The 24,103-nt window shown below is 64.6% G+C and carries 18 protein-coding genes; 11 read left to right on the top strand and 7 right to left on the bottom strand.

Going from position 1 to position 24,103, the window contains the following annotated elements; translation table 11 throughout:
* Positions 1-36: 36 nt before the first annotated feature.
* Positions 37-2,406 (bottom strand): 3-hydroxyacyl-CoA dehydrogenase/enoyl-CoA hydratase family protein, encoded by a 2,370-nt coding sequence (locus tag A5892_RS18055; RefSeq protein WP_064123970.1) that lies wholly within the window; start codon positions 2,404-2,406, stop codon positions 37-39.
* 317 nt (positions 2,407-2,723) lie between these two features.
* Here A5892_RS18055 and glnE point away from each other — a divergent pair, with 317 nt between their 5' ends.
* The 8 genes from glnE to A5892_RS18015 all read left to right on the top strand — a co-directional run bounded on the left by glnE (position 2,724) and on the right by A5892_RS18015 (position 15,337).
* Entirely contained in the window at positions 2,724-5,693 is a 2,970-nt protein-coding gene (gene glnE, locus A5892_RS18050) for a bifunctional [glutamate--ammonia ligase]-adenylyl-L-tyrosine phosphorylase/[glutamate--ammonia-ligase] adenylyltransferase (protein WP_223302727.1), read from the top strand.
* Positions 5,690-6,382, top strand: a complete 693-nt coding sequence (locus A5892_RS18045) for a response regulator transcription factor (RefSeq protein WP_064123969.1) — start codon at positions 5,690-5,692, stop codon at positions 6,380-6,382. The genes glnE and A5892_RS18045 overlap by 4 nt, the downstream gene beginning before the upstream one ends.
* 42 nt (positions 6,383-6,424) lie before the next feature.
* Entirely contained in the window at positions 6,425-9,091 is a 2,667-nt protein-coding gene (locus A5892_RS18040; RefSeq protein ID WP_064123968.1) for an EAL domain-containing protein, read from the top strand.
* 358 nt (positions 9,092-9,449) lie between these two features.
* A complete protein-coding gene (locus tag A5892_RS18035; RefSeq protein ID WP_064123967.1) occupies positions 9,450-10,043 on the top strand; it encodes a fimbrial protein in 594 nt (197 codons plus the stop codon).
* Between the two features lie 79 nt (positions 10,044-10,122).
* Complete coding sequence (locus A5892_RS18030; protein WP_064123966.1) at positions 10,123-10,818, top strand: fimbrial biogenesis chaperone; 696 nt, start codon at positions 10,123-10,125, stop codon at positions 10,816-10,818.
* 259 nt (positions 10,819-11,077) lie between these two features.
* On the top strand, positions 11,078-13,504 hold the full coding sequence (locus A5892_RS18025; protein ID WP_190295632.1) for a fimbria/pilus outer membrane usher protein: 2,427 nt from the start codon (positions 11,078-11,080) through the stop codon (positions 13,502-13,504).
* Positions 13,501-14,568, top strand: coding sequence for a fimbrial protein (locus tag A5892_RS18020; protein WP_064123964.1), 1,068 nt, complete (start codon positions 13,501-13,503; stop codon positions 14,566-14,568). Before A5892_RS18025 ends, A5892_RS18020 begins: the two co-directional genes overlap by 4 nt.
* 430 nt (positions 14,569-14,998) lie before the next feature.
* Entirely contained in the window at positions 14,999-15,337 is a 339-nt protein-coding gene (locus A5892_RS18015; protein ID WP_150123598.1) for a type 1 fimbrial protein, read from the top strand.
* A 79-nt stretch (positions 15,338-15,416) separates the two neighbouring features.
* On the opposite strand, the gene A5892_RS20365 is transcribed toward A5892_RS18015, so the two are convergent.
* The 3 genes from A5892_RS20365 to A5892_RS18000 are packed head-to-tail and all read right to left on the bottom strand — an operon-like array spanning position 15,417 to position 17,736.
* Positions 15,417-16,562, bottom strand: a complete 1,146-nt coding sequence (locus A5892_RS20365; RefSeq protein WP_064123962.1) for a GNAT family N-acetyltransferase — start codon at positions 16,560-16,562, stop codon at positions 15,417-15,419.
* A 45-nt stretch (positions 16,563-16,607) separates the two neighbouring features.
* Complete coding sequence (locus A5892_RS18005) at positions 16,608-17,063, bottom strand: GNAT family N-acetyltransferase (RefSeq protein WP_064123961.1); 456 nt, start codon at positions 17,061-17,063, stop codon at positions 16,608-16,610.
* Between the two features lie 7 nt (positions 17,064-17,070).
* Positions 17,071-17,736, bottom strand: coding sequence for an FMN-binding negative transcriptional regulator (locus A5892_RS18000; protein ID WP_064123960.1), 666 nt, complete (start codon positions 17,734-17,736; stop codon positions 17,071-17,073).
* Positions 17,737-17,825: 89 nt separating this feature from the next.
* Between A5892_RS18000 and pdxR the strand changes: the two genes are divergently transcribed.
* Both pdxR and A5892_RS17990 read left to right on the top strand, forming a co-directional pair.
* Complete coding sequence (pdxR, locus tag A5892_RS17995) at positions 17,826-19,319, top strand: MocR-like pyridoxine biosynthesis transcription factor PdxR (protein ID WP_064123959.1); 1,494 nt, start codon at positions 17,826-17,828, stop codon at positions 19,317-19,319.
* 62 nt (positions 19,320-19,381) lie between these two features.
* Positions 19,382-20,143 carry an alpha/beta fold hydrolase gene (locus A5892_RS17990; protein ID WP_064123958.1) on the top strand — a complete coding sequence of 254 codons (762 nt, stop codon included), beginning with the start codon at positions 19,382-19,384 and terminating at the stop codon, positions 20,141-20,143.
* A gap of 70 nt (positions 20,144-20,213) precedes the next feature.
* Here the strand turns inward: A5892_RS17990 and A5892_RS17985 are convergent, their stop codons facing one another.
* The 3 genes from A5892_RS17985 to A5892_RS17975 form a co-directional block, all read right to left on the bottom strand.
* Complete coding sequence (locus A5892_RS17985; RefSeq protein WP_064123957.1) at positions 20,214-21,209, bottom strand: LLM class flavin-dependent oxidoreductase; 996 nt, start codon at positions 21,207-21,209, stop codon at positions 20,214-20,216.
* Positions 21,210-21,371: 162 nt separating this feature from the next.
* Complete coding sequence (locus tag A5892_RS17980; protein ID WP_064123956.1) at positions 21,372-21,581, bottom strand: hypothetical protein; 210 nt, start codon at positions 21,579-21,581, stop codon at positions 21,372-21,374.
* 227 nt (positions 21,582-21,808) lie between these two features.
* Positions 21,809-22,159, bottom strand: a complete 351-nt coding sequence (locus A5892_RS17975; protein WP_064123955.1) for a hypothetical protein — start codon at positions 22,157-22,159, stop codon at positions 21,809-21,811.
* A 454-nt stretch (positions 22,160-22,613) separates the two neighbouring features.
* Here A5892_RS17975 and A5892_RS17970 point away from each other — a divergent pair, with 454 nt between their 5' ends.
* A complete protein-coding gene (locus A5892_RS17970) occupies positions 22,614-23,924 on the top strand; it encodes an ABC transporter substrate-binding protein (protein ID WP_064123954.1) in 1,311 nt (436 codons plus the stop codon).
* Positions 23,925-24,103: the final 179 nt, after the last annotated feature.

Raw genomic sequence — 24,103 nt, 5'->3', positions numbered from 1 at the left:
TCTCTTCTCTCGTTGCCTGGTCACAGGCGCTTTCGCTCAGTTGCGCAGCGGTTTGCCGGTCTTCAAGGTGTGCTGGATGCGGGCCTGGGTCTTCTCGCTCATCGCAAGCTGGACGAAGTGCTCGCGCTCGAGGCCGAGCAGCCATGCTTCGTCGACCCGCTCATTGGCATCGACCTCGCCGCCGCAGAGCACGACCGCGATCCGGTGAGCGATCTCGGCGTCGTGCTCGGAGATCGAGCGACCCTCGAGCAGGTTGATGATCTGGGCATCGAAGTTTGCGATGGCGGGGCGCCCGGCGACGCGGATAGTTCGCGCCGGCAAGGGTGGGCGGTAGCCCGCCTCGAACAGCGCTCGGGCTTGGTGGCGGGCGACGTGGAGCAGCTCGAACGGGTTCATCACCACGATGTCCGCGTCGCGCAGCAGCCCCGCGCCTTGGGCTTCGCGCGCGGAGCCCGCTGGCAGGGCGCGCGCCACCCGCTCGAAACGTGGTGCCAGCGCAGTGAACAGATCGCCCCCCTCGCCCTGGGCGTTGGATGCGCGCAGCGCGAACTCCTTGAGCCCTCCACCGGCGGGCAGCAGGCCCACTCCGGCCTCGACCAGGCCGACGTAGCTTTCGAGCGCGGCCACCGTGCGCGCGGAGTGCATCTGCAGCTCGCAGCCGCCGCCCAGCGTCATGCCCTGGATGGCCGCGATCACCGGCACCATCGAGTACTTGAGGGTCTGGCTGGTGCGTTGGAATTCGGCGACCAGCAGCGAAAAGGCGTCCCGCTCGCCACCGGCGAGCATCGCCATCGCACCTTTGAGATCGGCGCCGTAGGAGAAGGGCGCTTCAGGGTGCCAGAGCACCAGCGCGTCGAAATCGCGCTCGGCGATCGCCACCGATTCGCGTACGCCGGCGAGTACGTCCGCAGAGATCACGTGCCCCTTGGTGGTGAAGCTCGCCACCAGGACGCCGTCGCCGTCATGCCAGGCACGCAGGCCTGCGTTCTCGAACACCGTCTCGCCCGGCGCGAGCGGATCGTCGAGCAGCCGCTCCGGCGCCCGCTGGCGGGCATAGACCGGAAGCTGGCCGCGAAGCGCGAACCGGCCGGTGGCGGGGGCATAGCCGCTGCCCGCGCGGTAGACGCCGTCTACCTCGGTGACCCAGGCAGGCAGCGGGGCATCGCTCATCGTCTTGCCCTGCGCGATCTCCTCCTCGATCCAGCCGGCGACGCGTTTCCAGCCGGCCGCCTGCCAGCTCTCGAACGGCCCTTGCTTCCAGCCGTAGCCCCAGCGCAGGGCGAGGTCGAGATCGAAGGCGTGATCGGCGATCTCCCCCAACCGCGCCGCGCAGTAGTGGAACAGGTCTCGCAGGCTGCTCCATACCAGCTGGGCCTGGGGATGAGGGTTCACACGCAAGGCTTCGAGCCGCTCGCCCAGGTCCTTGAGCGCGAGCAGCGCTGCGACCTCGGGGGCGACGGTTGCCCTGGCCGGGCCGTATTCGAACGTGTCCGGGTCGAGCACCTCTATTTGGCCTGCGCGCTTGCGATAGCAGCCGGCGCCGCTTTTTTGCCCCAGTGCGCCTCGCTCGATCAGCCGCTCGGCCCAGGCAGGGGTGAAGAAGTGGTGATGCCAAGGGTCATCGGGCAGACCGTCACGCATCGTCGCAATCACATGGGCAATGGTGTCGAGGCCGACCACATCCAGGGTGCGATAGGTCGCAGATCTAGGGCGTCCCAGCGGCGGGCCCGTGAGCGCATCCACCTCGTCGAAGCCGAGCCCCAAGCGCTGGCTGTGGTGGGCGATCGAGAGCATCGAGAACACGCCGATGCGATTGCCGATGAAGTTGGGCGTGTCCTTGGCACGTACCACGCCTTTGCCGAGGGTGCTGACCAGAAAGCTCTCGAGCCGGTCGAGCAGCGCTGAGTCGCTTTCCAGGCAGGGAATCAGCTCGACCAGGGTCATGTAGCGCGGTGGATTGAAGAAATGCATGCCGCAAAAGCGCTCGCGCAGCCCGGCAGGCAGGGTGGCGGCCATCGCCGCGATCGAGAGCCCCGAGGTGTTGGAGGCGAGCATCGCCCGCTCGTTGAGATACGGTGCGATACGCTCGAAAAGCGCGCGCTTGAGCTCGAGCCGCTCGGCGATCGCCTCGATCACCAGGTCGCATTCCGCCAGGGCCTCGATGTCGTCATCGTAGTCGGCTGGAGTGATCGCATCGGCCAGCGTTGGCTCGGCGAGCGGCCTGGGTGAGAGCTTGGCCAGGCGCGCGATCGCACTTCGCGCGATCGCGCGCCTGTCCTCTCCTTCGGCCGGCAGGTCGAAGACCAACGTTTCGATGCCCGCGTTGGTCAGCTGCGCGGCGATCTGTGTGCCCATCACGCCGGCGCCGAGCACCGCGGCTTTGCGAATCTCTAGTGTGGCAGGCATCGATACCTCCCCTCTGTCGAGCGGCGCCGGTTCAGGCGCCAGTTTCAAACGGTTGTTTGAAACTATCGCTTCGATGACGCGTTGGGTAGTCGCCTAAAGGATGAGTTGGCGCGCCGAATGTGCGGCTTTTGCGCCGAAAGCAGTGGAGAAAAGCAATGAAATCGAGACTCGGTCGATGAGTTGGTTAGACTGGAGCTGGAACGAAAGGATGAGAGATGCGCTTCGTTTCGGATGGAGGGCAGTGTTTTTGGCAGGGATAGCGGTGGAAGGTACCGCAGTGCGTATTCTTGCATTCCGATGGAGTACGGAGGCTGAACGTGGCCGATGCGTCGCAATTGTGCCGTGAGGCGTTGACAGGCGGTCTCGAGGAGTCGACCCAGAGACGTCTCGATGTGCTGACCTCGCCGGTGGCGGGGATAGATGGACTGGCACTTCGCCGAGTCGTCGCGGTGTCCCGTTTCGTTTTCGAAGCGCTCGAGCGCGATTCGACCCTGCTTGCGCGCCTCGCCGCGCGTGATGAGCTGCGCCTGGCGCCGCCTCCGGCTCGGCTTGCCGCCACGCTGGCCGAGGCCTGCGCAGGCTGTGGCGACGAGGAGGCGCTGGGCGCTGCGCTGCGCAGCCTGCGCCGCGAGTGGATGGTCGGCATCGTCTGGCGGGATCTCTGCCGCGACACCAGTGCGGTGGAGAGCGCCTGGGACACCGCGCGTGCGGTGAGCGAGCTCGCTGAAGCGATGCTCGAGGCGGCGCTCGGCTGGCTCGAGGCTCACTTCGCTCCACGCTGGGGGCGCCCGGCACCGCTTGCCGACGCTACCCCTTCGCGACTGGTGGTGCTGGGGATGGGCAAGTTCGGCGCAGGCGAACTCAATCTCTCCTCCGATATCGACCTGATCTTCGCCTATCCGTGCGAAGGCGAAACCAGCGGAGGGCGGCGCTCGCTTTCCCATCTCGAGTACTTCACCAAGCTTGGCCAGAAGCTGATTCGTGCGCTTGATGCGCCAAGCGCGGAAGGTTTCGTGTTCCGAGTCGACATGCGGCTGCGCCCGCTCGGGGACGGCGGGCCGCTGGTCGGCAGTTTCGCTGCGCTGGATCGCTACTACCAGGACCAAGGGCGGGAGTGGGAGCGCTTTGCGCTGCTCAAGGCGAGGCCGGTGGCGGGGGACAAAGACGCCGGTCGCGAGCTGCTCGAAAGGCTCAAGCCCTTCGTCTACCGGCGCTACGTCGATTTCGGTGCGATCGAGTCGCTGCGCGAGATGAAGGCGATGATCAACCGAGAAGTTCGCCGCCGCGGGCTCGCCGACAACATCAAGCTCGGCGCGGGAGGGATCCGCGAGGTCGAGTTCGTGGTCCAGGTCTTCCAGCTGATCCGCGGCGGGCGCGACACCGAGTTGCAGACACCGTCGCTGGCCCGCGCCCTGGGCTGCCTGGCGCGACTCGAGCTGCTTCCCGCCCGGGTGGTCGAGGAGCTGGAGGCGGATTATCTGCTGCTGCGCGACCTGGAGCACGTGCTCCAGGCGTTGGAGGATCGTCAGACCCAGGACTTGCCGACGAACTCGCTCGACCGTGAGCGAGTGGCGTTTGCGCTGGGCCGCGCTGGCTGGGGCGAGCTCGAATCGGAGCTGGTCGCGGTGCGTCGTCGCGTCCATGGCCATTTCGAGGCGGTGATCAGCGTGCCGCAGGAGAGTGCGCCGAGCGGCGACGAGCAGGCGATCGCCGAGTGGCGGGCGCTGTGGGAGGCGTCGCTGGATCGCGAAGAGGGCGAGGCACTGCTTGTCTCCCGCGGTTTCGCCGACCCTTCCCGGGTGCTCGCCCGGATCGATGCGCTGCGGCGCTCGAAGGCGGTGAAGGGGATGCAGCGCATCGGCCTCGAACGTCTCGACGCCTTGATGCCGCTGCTGCTGGAGGCGGTCGCCGGCGAGCATCCCGATGGCGGTGAACAGCCGGTGGAACGCTCACCGGGTCTTCGCCGGCACTATCTCGATCAGCCGCCGGACATCGCGCTCGAACGAGTGCTTGGGCTGATCGAGTCGGTGCTGCGGCGCACTGCCTATCTATCGCTTTTGCGCGAAAGCGGGGCAGCCCGGGTCCATCTGGTCCGGCTGTGCGCGGCGAGCCCCTGGATCGCCGAGCAGCTCACCCGTCACCCGGTATTGCTCGACGAGCTGCTCACCCCGGCGATGCTCTATTCTCCCGCTGATCGCGAACGCCTGCGCGCCGAGCTCGACCAGACCCTGGCGCGAATACCCGAGGACGACGATGAGGCTCAGCTCGAAGCCCTTCGGGTGTTCAAGCATGCCCAGGTGCTCTCGGTCGCCGCGTCCGACCTTGCCGGTGCGCGCACGCTGATGAACGTCAGCGACTATCTCACCTTTATCGCCGAGGTCGTGCTCGAGCGCGTGTTGGCGATGGCCTGGCGGGGGCTGGTGGCCCGCTACGGAGAACCTCAGGGGGGCGAGTCCTCGCGCGAGGAGGGCCGTGCCGGTTTCATCATCGTCGGCTACGGCAAGCTGGGGGGGATCGAGCTCGGCTATGGCTCGGATCTTGACCTGGTCTTCATCCACGACGCCGCTCCCCAGGGCGCGACCAGCGGCCCCCGGGCGATCGACAACGGGGTGTTCTTCACCCGGCTCGGCCAGCGGATCATCCATCTGCTCACCGCGGTGACCGCTAACGGCATGCTGTTCGATGTCGACATGCGGCTTCGTCCCTCGGGTAACGCCGGACTGCTGGTCACCTCACTCGAGGCCTTCGCCGAGTACCAGCATCGCCATGCCTGGACCTGGGAACACCAGGCGCTGGTGCGAGCCAGGGCGGTGGCTGGCAGTACACTGCTGAAGCGGCGGTTCGAATCACTGCGTCGCGAAGTGCTCGGCAAGCCGCGCGACCGGGAGCGGCTGCGTGAGGACGTGGTGAAGATGCGCGCCAAGATGCGCGAACACCTCGGCAGCGGCGGACGTGACCCTGAGCGCTTCGACCTCAAGCACGATCCCGGTGGCCTGGTCGACATCGAGTTTCTCGACCAGTTCGCGGTGCTGGCGCTGGGCGCCGAGGTGCCGGCGCTGCTCGATTACAGTGACAACGTGCGAATTCTCGAAACCTTGGAGATATCTCGTCAACTGCCGATAGAACACGCCGGGGCGCTGAGAAACGCCTATCTTGCCTACCGGGATATCGGCCATCTCAACGCGCTGGCAAAGCGCGATTCGATGGTGTCGGTGAGTGAGTTCAGCGCCCATAGACAGGCGGTGATCGAGTGTTGGCGTGCTTGGATGGAGCCAAAACAACCATGAAATCGCTACCAGCCTCCCGCGACGCCGTAGGCAAACTTCCCCAGCGTGTGCTGGTGATCGATGACCATCCCGCGATTCGGATGGGCTATCGCGGCGTGCTCGCCGGGCTCGGCTTCGAGGTCGAGGAAGCAGGGGACGGCGGAGAAGGACTGCGGCTTTGCCGTGAGCACCATTACCATCTCGTGCTGCTCGATCTCGACATTCCGGGGCTCGGAGGGATGGAGTTCATCCGTCGCTTGCGCTATCGCGACGATCGAACGCCGATCCTGGTGATCTCGGGGATGAGCGCGGACGTTTATGGTCCGCGCGTGGCCCAGATGGGCGCCCAGGGCTTTCTCTCCAAGCGCGAGTCGCTGCTTGGCCTGGAGCGGGCGGTGCTGCGGGTGTTGAATACGATCGTCGTCCAACCGTTCGAGGGCGAAGGCCCGCGAAGCGCCGAAATGCCGATGGACGAGGCATCCGCCGCCGATCTCGAGACCAACGAGGAGGAGCTCGCGGATGAGCCGCTGGCCCGCCTTACCGACCGTGAAATGATGGTCTATACCCTGCTTCGTCAAGGACGACGCAACAAGGACGTCGCTGAGCAGCTGTGCCTCAGTGAGAAGACCGTCAGCACCTACAAGCAGCGGCTACTTGCCAAGCTGGGCGTCTCCAGCCTGCTCGAGCTCGAAAAACTGCTTCAGAAGTAGCGCTGGGTCGGGACGCGCTCGCGCCAGCGGGGAGATGAAGGGATGCGACAAACCTTGCGCGATGCTCTGTTCGAAGGGTGGGAAGTCCTGCCGATCGCCCTACTGGTCTTTCGGCGCGATTACGCTGTGGCCTGGGCCAATGCCCATGCCACCGATGTATTGGGTGAGCGCCCGCGGTACCTGCCGGTCGCCGACTCGGAACGGGCGGCGCGGCTGTTCGGTGGCACGGAAAATGCCCAGCGGGTGATCAGTATGATCGAGCAGCTGTTCGAGGACGAATCGCAGCAGCCGCGAATGCTCGAAGAGATGCTCTCCGGTGGGTTCATGCCCGGCCCTTGCTGGGTGCTGCGTGCCGGCGAGGATGACGCCGGCCCGCTCTACCAGCTGATCTGGCGCCCGTTCGACTTCAGCGCCGAACGCAGGTGGACACCGGGGCGAACGGCGCGCTTGGGCGACCCTCTGCTTGCGAATCTCGGCCATGAGCTGCGTACCCAGCTCAGCGCGGTGACCACTAGTCTGGAACTGCAGCAAACGCTGCTCGAGGATGGACGCGCCAGCCAGCTGGGGGGGATCGCCCTGACAACTTCCCGGGAGCTGTGCGGGCTGGTCGACGACATGCTCGATGCCTCCAGCGCGGTGGCCGGCCGGCTGCAGCTGCATTATGAGAACTTCGACCTGATCCAGCTGATGGACGAGCTGAGCGAGCTGTTCGCCGGCCAGATCGAAGCCAAGGGACTGCGCTTCATCGTCGAGATGGGGGATGCCGAGCGTCTCGAGGTGCGCGGCGACCGACGCAGGCTGCGACAAGTGGTCGCCAACCTGCTCAGCAATGCGTTCAAGTTCACCGAGCGTGGCGAGATAGCCCTGCGCCTGCACGCGGCGTTGAGCAGCGACGGCCGTCGTCAGCTGATTTCGCTTTGCGTCGAGGACTCCGGCATCGGTATCCGGGAAGCCGACCAGGAGCGTTTGTTCCAACCTTTCTCGCGGCTGGTGGATGGCCAGACGATCGGTACCGGGTTGGGGCTGTTCATCAGTCGCAGCCTGGCCGAACTGATGGGAGGACAGCTTTCGCTGACCAGTCGTCACGGCAGTGGCAGTACTTTCCTGCTGCGCATCGCGCTGGAGCATGCGGTCGTCGAGAGCCTGGAGCCGCAGCTCTCGACCGCTGCCAGACCCAATCTCAGTGGTCGACGGGTGCTGGTGGTCGACGACCACGATGCCACTCGCATGCTGCTGCGCCACTGTCTGGAAAGCTGGGGCGCGCAAGCGTACGAGGCTGCCGATGGCGATGCCGCGCGCAGCCTGCTGCGCGAGCACGCGTTCGATGTGTTGATCACCGACTTGAACATGCCCCGGTTCAATGGCTTCCAACTGATTCGCCTGCTGCGGCGCTACGAGCGGATGCGGGCACCGAAGCCGCGAATGCTGATCGTGGTGCGCAGCGCCGGAGAAGCGCTGCTCGATAGACGGTTCGAATCGGAGGTGGACGCGGTGATCGGCAAGCATCAGTCCGTCGATGCGCTCGCCGATTGTCTCTCCCTCCATCTCGGCACCGAACAGGGCATTGCGCTGCCCGGGCGCCTGGACGGGGAGCTGCTCCGGGTGCTCGGCGGTGGCAACGAGGGGTTCGTGCGTGAGTTCCTCAATGCGATGCGCGATACCAACCGCGAGGATCTGAGCGCTCTGGTCGATGCCTTCGATGGCGGCGAGCGGGCGACGATCAAGCGACTGGCTCATCGGCTCAAGGGTGGGGCTGAAAGCCTTCGCTTCGCTCCCCTTGCGGATCAGGCCGCGGCACTGGAGCTTGCGCTGGAGGAGGATGACGACGCGACATCGCTGGGAGTCGACGTGGTTTCGTGCTATCGCCGGGTAGTCGAGCTCACCCTGCATCTCGAACGGCTGATCGAGGAACGGCTGGCGAGCGCTGCATCGAGCGCCTACGACGGCGACCCTCTCATCGAGGAGATACGCCTGGGTATCGAGCAGGGCCATTTCGTGCCGTTCTTCCAGCCCCAGGTGGACGCCGGCGGCCGGGTCTGCGGGGTCGAGGCGCTGGCACGCTGGCGGCGCTCGGGCAACGAGGTATTGCGCCCGGTGAGTTTCCTCGGCGCCTGCGCACGCCAGGGGCTGCTCGAACCGCTGACCCTGGGCCTGCTCGATCAGACGCTGGAAACGATGGCTAAATGCCGCAGTGCACGGTGGCCGAAGCTCAGAGTCTCCTGCCACTTGCCGCTCGAGCTTGCCGACAGCCGCAGCTTCCTCGCTGGGCTCGAGGCCGCGCTCGCCCGTCATCGTTGGCCCGCGCAGGCGCTGGTATGGGAGGTCAAGGGAGAGGAGCTGCTCGCCGGCGGAGCTTCGACGCTGAATCGTCTCGCACCGCTGCGCGCTCTGGGCTGTTCTCTGTCGATCGATGGTTTCGGCGCCAATGGCTTCGCGGTCGAAGAGCTGCTGCGCTTCGGGCCCGTCGAGCTCAAGCTGATCGGCAGCTTCATCGATGGCATCGCCGATAGCGAGCCGCGCCGCGCGCTGCTCCAACTGGTGCTGAGGATGGCGCGGGTGGCGCGACTCAGAGTGGTCGCCGAGGGGCTCGAGCGTGAGCAGGACCGTTACTGGCTGAGCAAGCTGGGCGACGATTTGATCATGCAAGGGTATCTGATCGCCCATCCGATGGATGCAGAAGAACTGCTCCGCTGGCGAGCCGCCGGCTGATCCGCGCATCGACATCAATGGTGACTGGCGCTGCCCGCCCGGGCCGCGCCGGGAAGTGTTTTTTCCAGCTTTTACCCCCCCGAATTCGCCCATTCGCGGCGCTTTGCCTTCCTCGTAACCGAATGTAAGAAAATTCTGGTTTTGAACTCCTCGTCTGGTATTTGGGACGTTGCGTCATTATTTTGGCCCTGGCTCGAGTCAGAGGACAGGCCGAGGCGTCTTCAACGCTGGTCAGCGACGCTCTCTCCATGATGCCCCAGACACCTGTGAAGCCTCCTCGCTTGAACGTACTGCAAATGTCTCTCCCTGAGCGGGGAGGTATTCACCACCAATGAAGTGATCCGGAAGGTAGAACACCATGAACAAGACATTCGCCATGGGGTTGATGACCGCAGCTCTGCTGTCCTCGACCGGTCTCGCGCTGGCAGCCACCAACGATGTTGGCGGCGGTCGCGTCGACTTCTATGGAGAGGTCACCGACGTATCCTGCACCATCTCGGTCAACGGCCAGGGCAGCGACGCAAGCGTCTACCTGGCCCCGGTCTCGATCGCCGAAGTCTCCACCGCGGGCGCTTTCTACAAGGCGACTCCCTTCACCGTTCGGGTTTCCGACTGCGCGGCGGCGGGAGACAGCATCGATGATGGCAGCCTCAGCGTCAGCTGGGTCGGCGGCAATCTGCTGCAGGGGGCTTCGGGCGATGCCGCGGGCTATCTGGCCAACTCGCTGGGCGCTGACGGGGCGAACATCCAGCTGGCGCTTTCCACCGCTACGTCGCTGGACAGCACCACCCGTATCATTCCCGGCGGCGAGCAGGCACAAAGCTCCGCTGATACCACCGACGGCTCCTCGGCGCTGTTCACCTATTACGTTGGCTATGTCACCCAGACGCCCGATGCGGTCACCGCTGGCGGCGTCCAGAGCTACGCGACCTATCAAGTCGAATACAACTAAGCCATCGTCCATGGGCGCAAGGATGCGCCCATTTTTCATGCGCTGGTCATTCGTCGTTATTTGTTCTTGAGGTACGGCCGTGAAATGGCTTTATTCATTTGCGTTTTTTTTATTCTGCCAGCAATCGCTGGCGGACAATATCGTTATCAATGGCACCCGCTTCATCTATTCCGGTGATGCCCGGGAAATCACCGTGCAACTGAGCAACAAGGCCGATCGTCCCGCCCTGGCGCAGGTATGGATCGATGATGGCAATGCGGCACTGACCCCCGAGCAGATTTCCGTTCCCTTCGTGATCACCCCGCCGGTGGCGCGACTGGAAGCGAATGGGGGGCAGACGGTGAGAGTCCACTTCCAGGGCGCCCAGCTGCCCCAGGACCGGGAATCCCTCTATTGGCTGAACGTATTGGACATCCCACCCGCGCCTACTGACAGCGCTGAGGACAACTACGTGCAGCTGGCGATTCGTTCGCGCTTGAAGCTGTTCTATCGTCCGGCAGGCCTGCCCAATCGTACCCAGGCGATTGGGCAGATGACCTGGAAGGCGGTCCCGGGAGGGGTGCGTATCGACAATCCAACGCCTTTTTATATCACCGTCACCGAGATTTTTTCCGAGGTTGGAGATGAATCTCTTAGTCATGATGCCAATATGATTGCGCCTTTCTCACAACAAGACGTTTCTCTCGATACGCCTCTCTCGGCGGGTCAGAAGATTCGCTTCATGAATATCAATGATTATGGCTCGAGTAATAGCTCGATGGCGGTCGTTGAATAAAAAAGTGTCGATTTTCATGCGGGCATGAATGGGATCCAGGCATGGCGGGCACGATCATTTACAAGCTCAAGAGCATTGTCGCCCAGCTGGGTCTCGCTCGATCATGAGCAGGCTTTTATGTAATGCCTGCGCTCCTGGCATTCTGCTATGGCTCGCGATGGCGGGGGTCTTTACGGCCCAGGCGATGGCCAATGGCGCAGGCGAGCCTGGCGCGATCGATCGCGATGCTCCAGCGGAAAATTCGGCTGGGACCGCGGCCGTGTTCAATAACGGTTTTCTATTTGGTGACGCCGGCAAGGCCGATCTCTCTCGCTTTTCCACCACCAATCCGATCCTGGCGGGTCAGTACGAAAGCGATATCTACACCAATAGCGAGTGGAAAGGGCGCTTCACGCTGACCTTTCGCAACCTCGAGGGCGAGTCCCAGGCGACGCTGTGTTTTACCCGGCTGATGTTCGATCAGTTCGGGATCGACACCAACCGGCTGCCAGCGGTGCTGCGTGACGATCCCAACGCCTGCGAACCGCTGTCGAGCTGGATTGACGATCCGAACGCACGGGTGAGTTTCGACCCTTCCTCGCTGCGGCTGGATCTCATCGTTCCCCAGACCTATCTCCGGCGCCAGGCCAGGAACTATGTCTCCCCCTCGTTCTGGAGCGAGGGCATTACCGCAGCCAACATCGGCTACAACTTCAACGCCTACAATACGCATTATAGCGCCTACCAGGGCGGCGATTTCTCCTCGGCCTATCTGGGCTTGGATATTGGTTTCAGCCATGCCGGATGGCTGTTCAAGCACCTGGGATCGCTCAACTGGCAGGATGGCAGCGGCTATTCAAGCGGCATGCGCTGGGATGGCAATCGGACCTATCTGCAGCGCGGCATCGCGTCGATCAAGTCGCAGATCACCCTGGGCGACGTCAGTACCAATGGAGAGTTCTTCGACAGCACCCGGCTGCGAGGGGTCGACCTGCGCACCGACGACAACATGCTGCCCGATGGCATGCGCAACTATGCGCCTGAAATCAGGGGCGTGGCGGAAACCAACGCGCTGGTCACGATCCGCCAGGACGGTAATGTCCTCTATCGGGTGAACGTCACCCCGGGCCCTTTTTTGATCGATGATCTCTATCCCTCCGGTTTCGGTAACGAGCTGCAGGTGACGATCTCCGAGGCGGATGGTCGCGAGCGTACCTTCGCCATTCCCTATGCCTCGATCACCCAGCTCTTGCGGGTCGGCCATAGCCGCTACGCGCTCTCGGTCGGGCGGGTGGACTACGACTACCTGAGTGACAACCCCGCGCTCTACCAGGCGACGTATCAGCGTGGGTTGACCAACCTGTTCACCGGCTACCTGGGCAATACCGGTTTCGATGGATACAACTCGGTGCTGCTGGGGACCGGTTGGAGTACGCCCTGGGGCGCGATGTCGTTCGATATGACCCATGCGCAGACCGATCTCGCTGGGCGGTCGAGCTATAGCGGTCAGAGCTACCGCTTGAGCTTCAACAGGATGTTCGCGCGCACCAGCACCAACCTGGTGCTGGCCGCCTACCGCTATTCCACCAGCGACTACTTCAGCGTCAACGACGCTCTCTACGCGCATGAGTACGTCCGCCGTGGACGTGACCCGCAGACGATGCGACGCGAGCGCAACGGCGTGACCGCGACCGTGAGCCAGAACCTGCCGAGCGGATGGGGAGGGATCTACTTCAATGCGCGAATCTCGGACTACTGGGGAGAGGCAGGCACCCAGCGGGAGTACCAGATCAACTACAACAACATGCTTGGGGCGCTTTCCTACTCGCTCTCCGTGGGCCGGGTCAACGAGCGCTACGACGACAGCGGCACCCGTTACTACCTGAGCTTTTCCTACCCATTGGGAACCGGCGGTGGGGGCAGCGCCAACCTCACCGGTGGCGTGGGCTTCGAGGATGCCAGATACCAGGAGTCTCGCATTGGTATCAACGGTGCCGCTGGCGTGGACCGCAACATCAGCTACACCGCCTCAGTGAGCCAGCAGCGGGGCGGAGATAACGCAGGCTCGTTCGGAGCCACCTATCGCGCTCCCTATTCGACCTTGAACGGCAACTTCAGCCAGAGCCGCAGCTACCGTCAGGCCTCGGTGGGCGCGATGGGCGCCGTGGTACTGCATCAGGGCGGAGCGACGTTCGCACCGCAAGGCACGGACACGATGGTGCTGGTCGAGGCGCCCGACGCCGAAGGCGCCCTGTTGCCGAGCGCACCCGGGGCCCGTATCGACGCCAATGGCTATGCCCTGGTGCCCTACGTGCGTCCCTATCGATTGAACACGATCGAAATCGATCCATTGGGCACCTCGGCCAATGTCGAACTGCGCAACACGGTGCGCCAGGTCGCACCCTTCGGTGGGGCGATCACCAAGGTGAGCTTCACCACCGTCACCGGCCGCTCGATCCTGATTCGCGCAGGTCACGCCGGGACAGCGCCACTGCCCTTCGGTGCCGAAGTGACCGATGAAGAAGGCCAGAGCGTCGGTGTGGTGGGGCAGGGCAGCACCATCTTCGTGCGCACCGACCTTATGCAAGGGCGGCTGGTCGTGCGCCTGGGAGCAGGCGAGAGCGAGCGGTGCGAAATCGAGTACGAGGTGCCCGAGGACCAACGCAAGGGCGATGGCTACGTGATGCTCGAAGGAGTGTGTGAATGAATCGCTTGCTGAGAGGGGGGCGCATGCGTGCGCTGTCGCTGGCCCTTGGTGGCGCGCTGCTTTGCCTCGGCGTATTGGCCCAGGGCACGGCCCATGCGGCCTGCACCAGGAACGGCTCGGTCAGAACCGCCGTGGTGGAGATGAACGTCGGTCGCGTCGTGGTGCCGCAGGAGTCCGCCGTGGGCGATGTGCTGGTACGCCGGGAATTCCCCATCCAGGCGAGCAGCCAAGCGGTGGTGAACTGCGCCTGGCGGCAGTCCGATACGGCGGAAGGGGTAGTGGTGATTCCTGGCTTCGCGGCCCTCGGCGACTCGGTCTACCAGACCAACATCCGCGGAATCGGCATCCGGCTCAGCCGGCTGGGCGCTGGTGGCAGCGTCGGCGATGTGCGCTATCCCCACTCGCTGCCGATCTCCGGGGGCTTGGGCGGCACCAGCTATACCCTGGCGGGTTCCAGGTTCGTGGTCGAAATCATCAAGACCGAGTCGTCCACTAGCAGTGGGGCGCTGACGTCGGGGACCTACAGCTCCTATCGGTTGAGCAGCAATCGGAACAATCCGATGCTCGAGTCGAGGATTTCCGGCGAGGCGATCACGATCATCTCGCCTACCTGTTCGATCCTTGGCCAGCGCAATCAGACGATCAATCTCGCGGCAGTGCCGATCTCCGGCTTCAGCGGTGTCGGTAGTACCCAGGGAGAGGTGCCGTTCTCGCTCGATATGCGCTGCAACGGCGGCTCCGGTATCTCGGGTACCTTCGCCGACGTCTATGTGAGTTTCGCCGGTAACGCCGCTCCAGGCACCAATGCCTCCCAGGGCGTGCTGAGAAACGAAGAGTCGGGCGGCAACGCAGCCTCGGGCATCGGCATCCAGATGCTCGACGACCGCGGCAGCGCCAATACGCCGATCGCGCTGGGCGAAACCTTGAGGCTCGCCAGGCTCAATGCCAACGAGGGCGACAGCTCGGTGGTGATGCAGCTGTTGGCGCGCTATTACCAGGCCCAGCCAAACGCACGCGCGGGCAAGGTGCACGCGATCGCCACCTACAACGTCACCTACCAATGAGCGGCGGCACGAGCGGCAAGATCACTCCTCCCACCTGAAGTGCGCTGGGTGGCCCCTCGCTGCGAAACGCCGGTGGGGAACCCAGCGACCGCGACGACGCATCCTTTCATTTCGCACCGCGCCTTCGAGCGCGGTGCGCGCATTCCCGGCGTGCCCGGCGGCGGATCAGCGGCGACGAATCGCCACGCTGGGCCGTACCGATTGGCTGAAGCCTCATGTTGGGAATTTTCCTACAGCGCCGGCAAAAATTGTCGATAGTGGGAAAAAGGGGCTTGGGCGGCGTCGGCGCCAAGGGCCTAACCGGTAGACACAACGGTAGACACAACAGAGGACTGCATTCGACCACGGGATCGGAAAGACAAAAAGAATAGAGGCCATACAGCGGGTTGCGGGCGACTTCCATCGGTGACTGCGTTCGGAGGGGATAGCCATGAACATGCGTATGTACTTGAGCGTAGGCTTGGTCGCGCTGCTGGCGGGCATCGGGAGTGCCACAGTCCAGGCGGCGGGGGGTACGGTCCGCTTCGGTGGCTCGGTCGTCGAGTCGACCTGCAGTATCGAGCTCGGGAGCCGTCAAGTTTCTCTCTCTTCTTGTCCGCAGCGCGCATCGCTTGAAGTCGCGCGCCCCACCATCGTCGGTAACCAGAGCATCGCCATGCTGTCGGGCTCCAGTGCGCAGACCCCGGTGGTCGCCTACCGCTGGCAGGAAGTGCCCGGTGTCGGGCGCAGCGATGCCAGCGGGGCGCTGCTGGTCGTCGAGTATCGCTAGCGAGCCGGGTATCGTCGGCGGCGTTTCGCCGGCAAAGACTGCGCAAGCGCCCGAGAGGCCTGCGCGCTTTGCCGGCATCTCAGCAGCCGCAGGCGGGGGCTGGCCGTGTGGGCATTCGGCCAGCCGACTTCCCGCGCTCGATCGGGTGGCCGTCGCGCTGCCAGAAGTCCAGTCCGCCAAGCAGCTCCTTGACCTGAAAGCCCAGTGCGGCGAGTTTCATCGCGCCCTGGGTCGAGCCGTTGCAGCCGATGCCATCGCAGTAGGTGACGTAGGTCTTGGCCCGGTCCAGCGCCGCCGCGGTAGATGAATCCATGGTGGCGTGGGGCAGGCTCACTGCGCCGGGGATGTGGCCTTCGATGTAGCGGGCATGGGCACGGGTATCGATCACTACGATATCCTCGATGCCCGCGGCGAGATCGAGCGCGAGATCGGCGCTATCGCAGTGATAGCGCAGCTTGTCGCGCATGAAGGCGTAGCTCTCGGTGGACGAAGGCGGTGGGGTCTTGAGTATCAGTGAGCTCCTCCCAGTTTCCCTCGCACGAGCGATCATCGTAGAGAGCGAGCTGCGCTGCTGCCCCGAGGCATCGAAATTCTCCGCTGCCAGCCACTGCGATATGCCGGCGGCCAAGGTTGGCCATTCGGTATCGATGATCGAGAACCAGGCGGTATCGCGGTTGTGCCCCTTGACCACCCGATCCTGTCTGAATATCCCTTCGAAGACGAACCCCAGCCTCATCGCCGCACGCCGCGATGGCGCGTTGAGCGAATCGCACTTCCATTCGACTCGCCGATAGCCCAGGTCGAAGGCATTTTTCAGCAGCAGGAACAGGGCTTGCGTGGCGGCCGGGGTACGCGACAGCCGGGGTGAGAAGTTCAGATTGCCGATTTCGATCACGCCCTGCTCCGGCACGATGCGCAAGTAGCTGGCCACTCCGATCGCCTCTTCGTCGACGACGATGGCGAAGAACAGAGGGTCACGTTCGAGTGCTGCTCGCTCGAGCCAATCCCGATAGGTGGCGAATTCACTGAACGGCGGCTGCGGCAGATAGCGCCAGTTCTCCTCGGCGCCGGCGAAGGCGCGCCAAAGCGAATGGGCATGGCGCTCGGTGTCGAGCGGCTCCAGCCGGCAATAGCGCCCGAGCAGCGGTTCGCGTGGCGGCGTAACGGCGCCGCGCCAGTGTGCAACCGCGGCGCCGAGCGCAGCGGCTTGAGGCGATTCGGACATGGCAGGCTCCTTGGTGGGGCGCGTGGGTGGGATTGGTGGACGGGCTCAAACGAAATCGAGACGGTAATGGTCGAACGTGCTGTTCAGGCGCCAGCCGTGGCGCTCGTAGAGCTTCTTGGCGGGGTGATTGTCGACCGAGGTGGCAAGCGTCATCCGCACGGCGCCCTGGGCGACGCCGAATTCCCGGACGGCTTCGAGCAATGCGCTGCCGACGCCGCTGCGGCGGTCATCAGGAGCCACGTAAAGGTCGTTGAGCAACCATGCCGGACCGAGCTGTACGGTGGAGAACAGCGGGTAGAGCTGGGCGAACCCCAGCGCCTGCTGGGCGCGCCGGGCGAGCAGGATCGTCGAGTCCTTGCGCCTGAGCCGGTCATCCAGGAATTCGCGGCATGCCTCGGGAGCGCTGGGCTGGCCATAGAACACGCGGTAGCCGTCGAGCAGGGGCGCCAAGGCGTCGAGGTGTTCGATGCCGGCTGGAACAATGTCTGGCGGGGTGATCATGTGGACCTCATGGACTGTCGTTGATGGTGTTCGGATCGGCGACCAGGCGTTCGATCACGCTCGGTGCCAGCCCGAGTCCTGCGAGCCCGTCGCGCACTCCCTGACGGTCCGCGGCAGGCCGGTTCTGGCTCGCTTTGCGCTTGGCTTCGATCTGCTCGGGCTCGAACTCGAACCCCGCGATCGCCTCGAGCATTGCATCGATGAAGCGAGCGGGTGCGTCTTCGATACGCCACGGGGTGCCTGCGAGCGGCGCTTCGAACCTTGATGAAAGCGCCTCCAGTAGCTCCCGCAGGCGGGAGGGCGAAGTGAAGAAACGCACCCTGCCATGCAGGTGGACCGCGCTGTAGTTCCAGGTCGGCACCGCTTCGCCTCGGGCCGCTTTGCTCGGGTACCAGCGCGGAGAGATGTAGTGGTGCGGCCCATGGAACACCGCCGTCGCCGGCCAGCTGGTGCCCTCCGGTGCGTCCCCACAGGCTTTCCATAGCGGATTGGCGCGGGCGATGTGACCGACCACATGTACGCCTCCCTGGGGGAGGGCATCGACCAGTAACGGCAGGTGGTCGATATGGCAGCGACCATCGAGCATGACGATCAGGGTTGCGAAGGGCGATTCGCTCATCATCGCGAGCTGGGTCGGCTCAGTGCGTTCATCGAAGAGGCGTGGTCGATACATGATGATTCCGTCGGCAAGGAGAGGCGGTGCTTGGCATCACTGTATCGACTAATATGGTTCCTGTGTTAGGGCCAATAATGGTTGATTCAATGGAACCAATTAAGTCGTCATCCGCCGCCGCCGAGGAATGGATCTGCGACGCCTTGGCGATGGCGCTGGCGGATGAAAGTCCACAGGCGCTGCACCGTCGGCTCTATCTGCGGCTGCGTGAAGAGATCGAGCTTGGGCGCTTCGCGCCCGGCACTCGGCTTCCTTCATCCCGACGCTTGGCCGCGGCGTTGGGAGTGGGGCGAAATACCGTGATCAGCGCGCTCGACCAGCTTCTTCACGAGGGGTTCATTCGCAGCCGGCGTGGCGCCGGGAGCTATGTTTCCAGGCTCGAGCATCCTTTGCCGCGCGCCCTTGTCGCCGCGCCTGCGCCGGAGGATCGGGGTGACGCGGGGCTCTCCTCACGCGGCGCGGCGCTGCTGGCGCTCTCCTCCGGCGTGCGTGACGGCGGCACCACCTTCGTTCCCGGCCTGCCTGCTCTCGATCTTTTTCCCTGGAGCAGCTGGCGGGCGATCCAGGCGCGTCAACTCAAGCGCCCGCCGCGAGAGTGGCTCGGCTACCAGACCCAAGGCGGCCTGCCTCGGCTGCGCGAGGTGCTGTGCGACTATCTGCGCCTGTCGCGATCGGTACGGTGCACCCCGGAGCAGATCGTCATCACCCAGGGGGCGCAGCAAGCCTTCATGCTGATCGCCCAGCTGCTCGCCGAGCCCGGTGACCTGGTGTGGTTCGAGGAGCCTGGGTATCTCGGCGCCCGTGCGGCGCTGCTCGCGGCCGGACTGCGGCTGTCTCCTACCCCGGTCGACGCCGATGGGCTCGACCCGACACGAGGAGCCGGGCGCCCGACGCTTGTCTACGTCACCCCGTCGTACCAGTACCCCTGCGGGGTGACCTTGAGTCTCGAACGGCGCCTGGGGCTGCTCGCCGAGGCCGAGCGCAGCCGCGCTTGGGTGATCGAGGATGACTACGACAGCGAATTCCGCTATGGCTCCAAGCCCTTGGCCTCGCTCCAGGGGCTCGGCGATGGGCGACGGGTGCTCTATGTCGGCACCTTCAGCAAAGTGATGTATCCCGGCCTGGGCCTTGGCTATCTGGTGCTGCCGCCGGCGCTGATCGAGACGTTTCGTACCGTCTCTTTCCGGCTCGCCAGAGAGAGTCACTATCCGCTGCAGGCGGCATTGGCCGAATTCATCGATACTGGCGCCTTCACGCGCCACATACGGCGCTGTCGCGATGCCTACCGTGAGCGGCAGGCGGCGCTGCGTTCGGCGCTGGCGCCGGCGATCGAGCGGGGTCTCGAGCTCTCTTCCGGCGAGGCGGGGATGCATCTGCTCGCCACTCACCCCAAGGGCATCGACGAAGAGGAGCTGCAGCGGCGGGGAGCGAGGGAGGACGTCGTGCTGCGGGGGCTTTCGCCGCTTCATCTGAGCGGTCAGCGGCGGTCCGGGCTGGTGCTTGGCTACGCGGCGGCGACGGTGGAGCAGATCGAGCGGGCGGGCGCTTTGCTCGATGGCTGGCTGGCGCAGAGCGGTCGATGAGCGGCAAAGGCCTTCTACACTGAACCGGTGAGTCGATCGCCACGTTTTGCAAGGAGGCAGGCATGCTACCCCATGAGCAGCACGGCCAGCGCCGCCCGGACGCACCGTCCCTGGTGTTGATGCACTTCTTCGGTAGCTCGCGGCGCGAGTGGGAGGAGGTGATCCCTCTGCTCGCTGCGCGCTGGCACTGCGTGGCGCTCGACATGCCGGGTTTTGGCGATGCGGCGGACCTCGGTGGCCAGGACGTCGCGACGATGGCCGCTGGGGTCCGCGAGACGATCGAGGCGCTGGGGCTCGAGCGGGCGGTACTGGTCGGCCACTCGTTCACTGGCAAGGTCTCGATGGTGGTCGCGCACTGGGCGCCCGACTGGCTTGAAGGACTCTACCTGGTCGCACCTTCGCCCGCGACGGCGCAGCCGGTGAGCGCGCAGGAGAATCGCTTCCAGCTCGAGTACCAGGGCGATCGCGCCGGTGCCGAGCGGTTCATCGACGGCGCCCGCGTCGCATCGATCTCTACCTCGACCCGCGAGCATGCCATCGAGGATGCGATGCGTGGAGCGCGCAGCGCTTGGCGGGCCTGGGCGACGCACGGCTATCTCGAGGACTGGTCCGAACGCGTCGGCGAGCTCAGCCTGCCCGCAGCGGTGATCGTCTCCGCGCAGGACCCCTCCTGTCCGCCCGGGATGCAGCGGGAGCTGGTGATGCCGCAGCTCGCGGTTGGCGAGCTCGAGGTGATCGAGGGCTTCGGGCATCTGCTGCCGATGGAGTGTCCCCGGCTGCTTGCCGAGCGCATCGATGCCTTCGCCGGTCGGCTGCCGGGTTGAAGCAGCGGGATTCGTCGTTGGTCCAGCGCAGCAAGCCCGAAGGGAAGCCGAGGCTCCCTTTCGGCGCGGCTCAGCCGTCGGCGGCGATCTCCGCCACGATCTCGTAGGAGCGCAGCCGATCCTCGAGGGAGTAGAAATCGGCGTTGATCATCAGCTCGTCCGCATCGGTGGCGCGTAGCAGTTGCTTGAGTCCCTCGCGCACCCGCTCGGGGCCGCCGACGACGGAGGCGGCGAGGTTCTGGCGTACGTGGGCCTCTTCGTGAGGCAGCCAGTCGAGCTTCTCTACCGGCGGGCGGGCACGGGTGGAATGGCCGCGGATCAGGTTGAGGAATTTCTGCTGGCCGACGGTGGCGTGGTATTCGGCGAGTGCGTCGGTCTCGGCGGCAATCACCGGCACGCCGAGCATCAGGTAGGGTGCGTCGAGCACTTCGGAGGGGCGGAAATTATCGCGGTAAAGGCGGATCGCCTCGAACAGGTAGCCCGGTGCGAAGTGGCTGGCGAAGGCGAAGGGTAGGCCGAGACGAGCGGCGAGCTGGGCACTGAAGCCGCTCGAGCCGAGCAGCCACACGGGCACACGGGTTCCCTGGCCGGGTATCGCCTTGATCCGCTGGCCCGGTTGGGGGTCGTCGAGATAGCGGATCAGCTCGTCGACCCGCTGAGGGAATTCATCGGCGGAGTGAGGATCGCGGCGCAGCGCGCGCATGGTCGCACCATCACTGCCCGGGGCGCGGCCGAGGCCCAGATCGATGCGCCCGGGGTAGAGCGTGGCGAGGGTGCCGAACTGCTCGGCGATCACCAGCGGTGCATGGTTGGGCAGCATGATCCCGCCGCTGCCGACGCGGAGGGTCGAAGTATGGCCGGCGACATGGCCGATCAGTACCGCGGTGGCTGCGCTGGCGATGCCATCGATGTTGTGGTGCTCGGCGAGCCAGAAGCGATGATAGCCGAGGGCTTCGGTGCGACGCGCCAGCGCCACGGTGTTGTGAAAGCTCTCAGCGGCGTCGCCCTGGTCCCGGATAGGGGCCAGGTCGAGCACCGAGAGGCGCACGTCTTTCAATGCGGTCATCGAAAACCTCGTCTGCAAGGGAAGCGGCGTATCGACGCCGACGATGTTTTCGATATGGGGGTGATAGCGGCCAAGGCAAGCTCGCCCTGGCTCCGCGAGAGAGAAAAGGCGACGAAAAGAACCGGCGAACGGTGATGGGCGTATGCGACCCGAGGGCTTGCCTCAGGGCAGTTCGTCCTCGGGTACCGGTTTGGCGGCGGTGCGTTTGCGTTTCTTCACCGCACTGCCAATCTCCGCGTGCGCCACCTGGGTGCCGGCGGCGGCGGCATAGCTGTCGTTCATCTGTGCGTAGTCGAGGCGCTTGTCGACGAAATAAAGCACTACCAGCTGAACCACCAGCAGCGCCAGGCAGATGATGATGCCTTCCAACATGATGAGCTGACCTCTTTTTTCTCGCTACTTCGATTCCGCTGGGCTATTTCCCAGGGCCGCGTCTCCAGCGGCCGACGGGCATGATGACAACTTTCATCGAAGATGAACACCCGCCCGCGCCTTCGTCATGCAGCGCGGTGTCGGCCTCAGGGCCGCCGAGTCCTTGGCTGCCCCCGGTTCGAAGCCTGGGGATTCGCAGCCAACCAGAGAATCATGCCGAACCCGACTCAGCGCGGGGGCGGTCGCTTGACCTGGTATTCGCCCTCGATCACTCGCGGGCCGTCGCGCGGCTGTCGAGCACTCTGCTCGCCGGACCATACCTGGCCCTGCCGCTCGGCTTGCTTGCGCAGCCGATAGCGTAGGAATGGCAGCATCAGCAGGCCAAGGGTGAACAGCAGCAGCGCCATCACCACGCCGACCATCAGCAGTACGCTGACCGCAAGCCAAGTGAATGTCGCTCTCAGCCAATCGGCCGCTCCTTCTGGTCGCCGCCCTACGCCGCTGCCGGCGCGCCATTCGCGTGCCCGGCGCCAGGCCGGGTTGTCGCGAAGATTACGATAGGCGTTCGGATCGAACATGAGCTTCCTCGTTGTCGTGTGTCTCGCCTGCGGGTGCCGGCGGATCGCATCGCGCTGGTTGATCTTCACTCTAGATGATCCTTCGACCACGGCGAAGGGATAAGGGTTCGCCGATCCGCATAGCGGGGGGAGAGCTTAAGCCCGACCCAATGATGCTTCGCGTGTGGAGGCGAGATTCGACTGTCGAGATCGGGTTTGCGATGTGTTTTGTTCTTCGTTGATGGTGGTTTGTTGTCCGTCTTTGGTCTATGAAGGTAATTCGGAGTCGCTGGGATATTTTTTATAACTATATGTTTTATATATTATTTTATGTATTTTTGATTTTTTGTTCGGTGCTTGGTGCCTAGCATGTAATTCCAGTCAGACCAAAAGCTAAAGGCGTTTTAGATGCCGATACCACACCATCGCAGCACATTCACCCCCGTAAGCGCCGCCTGGCGCGGAGGAGCGATCGATGCAGCGGTCATGGCTTCTAGTTGGCGTAGGAATAATGGCGGCCGGCGGCGTAGCGCAGGCGCAGACGCAGATCACCGTGGCGAGCGTCAACAACCCCGACATGGTCGCGATGCAGCGGCTCACCGGAGAGTTCGAGCAGGCGCATCCCGACATCAGGGTCAATTGGGTGGTGCTGCCGGAAAACGAGATACGCCAGCGGATCACCACCGACATCGCAAGCAGCGCGGGTCAGTACGATGTGGTCACGGTGAGCAACTACGAGACCCCGATCTGGGCCCAGAACGGCTGGCTGGTGCCGTTCGAGTCGCTTTCCGAGGAGTACGACGAAGAGGACCTGCTGGAGAACCTGCGCCAAGGGCTGAGCTTCGAAGACAAGCTCTACGCGCTGCCGTTCTATGGCGAGTCGTCGATGACCTACTATCGCAAGGACCTGTTCGAGCAGGCCGGGCTGGAAATGCCCGAGCGGCCGACCTGGAGCCAGATGGCTGAGTTCGCCGAGCAGCTCACCGACCGGAGCAACAGCCTCTATGGTATCTGCCTGCGCGGGCTCCCGGGCTGGGGCGAGAACATAGCGGTGTTCTCGACCATGGTGAACGCCTATGGCGGACGCTGGTTCGACGAGAGCTGGCAGCCGCAGCTCGATAGTCCGGCCTGGAAGGCGGCCGCCCAGACCTATGTCGACCTGCTCGAGAACTACGGCCCGCCAGGGGTGACCTCCAACGGCTTCACCGAGACCACGACGCTGTTCGCCGGCGGCCACTGTGCGATGTGGGTGGACGCTACGGTGGCGGCGAGCTTCCTTTCCAATCCCGATACCTCGCAAGTCGCCGACCAGGTGGGCTTCGCCCAGGCGCCGATGGAGGTGACCGAGCGCGGTGCCAGCTGGCTCTATACCTGGGCACTGGCGGTTCCCCACTCCTCAAGGAACCAGGAAGCGGCGCAAGCGTTCGTCGAGTGGGCGACATCGAAGCAGTACATCGAGCTGGTTGGTGAGCGCAATGGCTGGGTCAGCGTACCGCCGGGCACCCGCCAGTCGACCTACGAAAACCAGAACTATCGCGACGCCGCCAGCTTCTCGCCATTCGTGCTCGAGGCGATCCAATCGGCGGACCCGACCCAGCCGACCCAGGACCCCGTGCCCTACACCGGCATCCAGTTCGTCGCGATCCCGCAGTTCCAATCGATCGGCACCAGGGTCGGCCAGATCATGGCGGGCATCCTCGCCAAGCAGACCACCGTCGACCAGGGGCTGCAGCAGGCGCAGACCTTCACCCTGCGGCAGATGACCCAAGGCGGCTATATCGAGTGAGGGCAAGACCGCTGGCCGGGTACTCTCGGCCCGCGGTCGCGGGTTCGATGTGCGAAGCAATCATGTGCAAAGGAGCTACGCGATGAAGACTCAAACCGCCCACGCAGGGACGGTGGCGCCGGCTGGTGTCGCAGCGCGTCCCCGGCGCGGCAAGATCAGGGGTTCCCATCATACCCACA

The sequence above is a fragment of the Halotalea alkalilenta genome (genome assembly GCF_001648175.1).
In the GTDB taxonomy this organism is placed as follows: domain Bacteria; phylum Pseudomonadota; class Gammaproteobacteria; order Pseudomonadales; family Halomonadaceae; genus Halotalea; species Halotalea alkalilenta_A.
This window is presented reverse-complemented; position numbering and strand designations above follow the sequence as displayed.

Excerpts from the sequence above, each read along its gene's own strand:
- A5892_RS18055 (WP_064123970.1), bottom strand. The coding sequence starts at position 2,406 with ATGCCTGCCACACTAGAGATTCGCAAAGCCGCGGTGCTCGGCGCCGGC.
- A5892_RS17990 (WP_064123958.1), top strand. The coding sequence starts at position 19,382 with ATGCTACCCCATGAGCAGCACGGCCAGCGCCGCCCGGACGCACCGTCC.
- A5892_RS18015 (WP_150123598.1), top strand. The coding sequence starts at position 14,999 with ATGAACATGCGTATGTACTTGAGCGTAGGCTTGGTCGCGCTGCTGGCG.
- A5892_RS18040 (WP_064123968.1), top strand. The coding sequence starts at position 6,425 with ATGCGACAAACCTTGCGCGATGCTCTGTTCGAAGGGTGGGAAGTCCTG.
- A5892_RS17970 (WP_064123954.1), top strand. The coding sequence starts at position 22,614 with ATGCAGCGGTCATGGCTTCTAGTTGGCGTAGGAATAATGGCGGCCGGC.
- A5892_RS18000 (WP_064123960.1), bottom strand. The coding sequence starts at position 17,736 with ATGTATCGACCACGCCTCTTCGATGAACGCACTGAGCCGACCCAGCTC.
- A5892_RS17985 (WP_064123957.1), bottom strand. The coding sequence starts at position 21,209 with ATGACCGCATTGAAAGACGTGCGCCTCTCGGTGCTCGACCTGGCCCCT.
- pdxR (WP_064123959.1), top strand. The coding sequence starts at position 17,826 with ATGGAACCAATTAAGTCGTCATCCGCCGCCGCCGAGGAATGGATCTGC.
- A5892_RS17975 (WP_064123955.1), bottom strand. The coding sequence starts at position 22,159 with ATGTTCGATCCGAACGCCTATCGTAATCTTCGCGACAACCCGGCCTGG.
- A5892_RS18045 (WP_064123969.1), top strand. The coding sequence starts at position 5,690 with ATGAAATCGCTACCAGCCTCCCGCGACGCCGTAGGCAAACTTCCCCAG.
- A5892_RS18020 (WP_064123964.1), top strand. The coding sequence starts at position 13,501 with ATGAATCGCTTGCTGAGAGGGGGGCGCATGCGTGCGCTGTCGCTGGCC.
- A5892_RS17980 (WP_064123956.1), bottom strand. The coding sequence starts at position 21,581 with ATGTTGGAAGGCATCATCATCTGCCTGGCGCTGCTGGTGGTTCAGCTG.
- A5892_RS18005 (WP_064123961.1), bottom strand. The coding sequence starts at position 17,063 with ATGATCACCCCGCCAGACATTGTTCCAGCCGGCATCGAACACCTCGAC.
- A5892_RS20365 (WP_064123962.1), bottom strand. The coding sequence starts at position 16,562 with ATGTCCGAATCGCCTCAAGCCGCTGCGCTCGGCGCCGCGGTTGCACAC.
- A5892_RS18035 (WP_064123967.1), top strand. The coding sequence starts at position 9,450 with ATGAACAAGACATTCGCCATGGGGTTGATGACCGCAGCTCTGCTGTCC.